The following is a 1,854-nucleotide window of genomic DNA, read 5'->3' as shown; positions in this document are numbered from 1 at the left end:
AAGCCAAATTTTTCTTGTAATTGCTGATTAATTCGTACCAGTAGTAACGAATGACCTCCGAGTTCAAAGAAATTATTGTAAATTCCCACTTTTTCTACTTCCAGTGTTGTTTGCCAAATGCCAGCAATGATTTTTTCTACTTCAGTATTTGGCATTACATAATTTGATAGTTCCTGTTGTAAATCTGGAGCAGGCAAAGCGCGACGGTCTACTTTGCCGTTGGGCGTCAGGGGTAAGGACTCCAGCATCACAAAAACACTTGGCACCATATACCCAGGCAGTTTATCGTCAAGAAACTGACGCAGTTCGTCCGTTGTGGGTGTACTTCGACTCCGCTCAGTACAAATCGCCTGTAAATGCGGCACTACGTAAGCGACTAAGCGCTTATTACCTGGAGTTTCTTCACGAGCAATGACACAACATATCTGCACATCATCATGTTGTCCCAGTAATGCTTCAATTTCTGCCAACTCAATGCGGAAGCCCCGAATTTTTACTTGATTGTCAATGCGTCCCAGGTATTCAATGTTGCCATCGGGTAGATAACGTGCTAAATCTCCAGTTTTATAAAGCCGGGGACTGGGGACTAGGGACTGGGAATTAGGAAGAATTTTTGCTCCTCTGCTCCCCTGCTCCCCTGCTCCCCTGCTTCTTTTAAACGGATTGGGGATGAATTTTTCAGTTGTCAGTTCGGGGCGGTTAAGGTAGCCTTTTGCTAACCCGACACCAGCAATATGTAACTCTCCTGGGATACCAATGGGAACTAATTGCAGATTACTATCTAGAATATAGGTTTGAGTGTTAGCGATCGCTCTGCCAATACTCGGTGATATCTGATCTTGCTCCTTGGCAACTACCAGCCCAGAAGTTGTAACAACAGTATTTTCAGTTGGGCCATAATTATTCACTAGTTGGAAGGGAATTAAATCTGATGGATACTGATGAAGCTTATCTCCTCCAGTCAGTATGGAATGCAAAGCCAAATTTTCAGTTGGCCATTCCAAAGACAATAATTCCTGTGCTAGTGGTGTTGGCAGAAAACTGATAGTAATCTGCTTGGAAATCAACCAGTCTCGTAGCTTCGCTAACGAGCTAAGGAACTCAGATTTGACTAAGTAGATACTTGCTCCTGCGGTCAGGTAAGGCCACAACTCCCATACAGCAGCATCAAATGCTGTTCCTGCTAGCTGAGTGGCTTTGTCTAAGGTCGTGATGTTAAAAGTGTTTTGATGCCAGAACACCAAATTTAATAATCCTTGATGAGCAATCAGCACTCCCTTGGGTTGACCTGTAGAACCGGAGGTATAAATCACATAAGCCAAATTAGTTGCTTGTGTCTCAGTGATGAGATTATCCTGACTTAACTGAGAAATAAGCTGCCAGTCAGTATCCAAACAAACCAGTTTTGCTTGATGTTGGGACAGCCTATCAAGGAGTTTCTGCTGAGTCAGCAACACCGAAACTTGAGCATCTTCTAGCATAAAGTGCAAACGCTCAGTCGGATACTCAGGGTCAAGCGGCAAGTATGCCCCACCTGCCTTAAGAATACCTAGTAGTCCCACCACCATTTCTATTGAGCGTTCCACACAAATGCCCACCAGCATATCTGTGGACACTCCCAAAGACTTGAGGTAGTGCGCCAACTGGTTAGCACGACTATTAAGCTGCTGGTAAGTCAGTTGTTGGTCTTCAAAAACAACTGCCACTGCATCAGGTGTACGCTGAACCTGCTCTTCAAACAACTGATGGATACACAAATCTAGCGGATAATCTACCTGAGTATCAGTCCACTCTACTAATAGTTGATGTTGCTCAACTTCTGTTAACAGTGGCAGTTGAGAAATTCGTTCCTCT

1 protein-coding gene is annotated in these 1,854 nt (G+C 44.1%); it reads right to left on the bottom strand.

The features are described from left to right. Positions 1–1,854, bottom strand: a 1,854-nt coding sequence (locus ACWATR_RS39715) for a non-ribosomal peptide synthetase (protein WP_460345801.1), incomplete at both ends; no start/stop codon positions are given.

The organism is Nostoc sp. UIC 10890 (genome assembly GCF_054786515.1).
The sequence above is the reverse complement of the archived record's forward strand: the minus strand, read 5'-3'. Positions and strand labels throughout refer to the sequence as shown.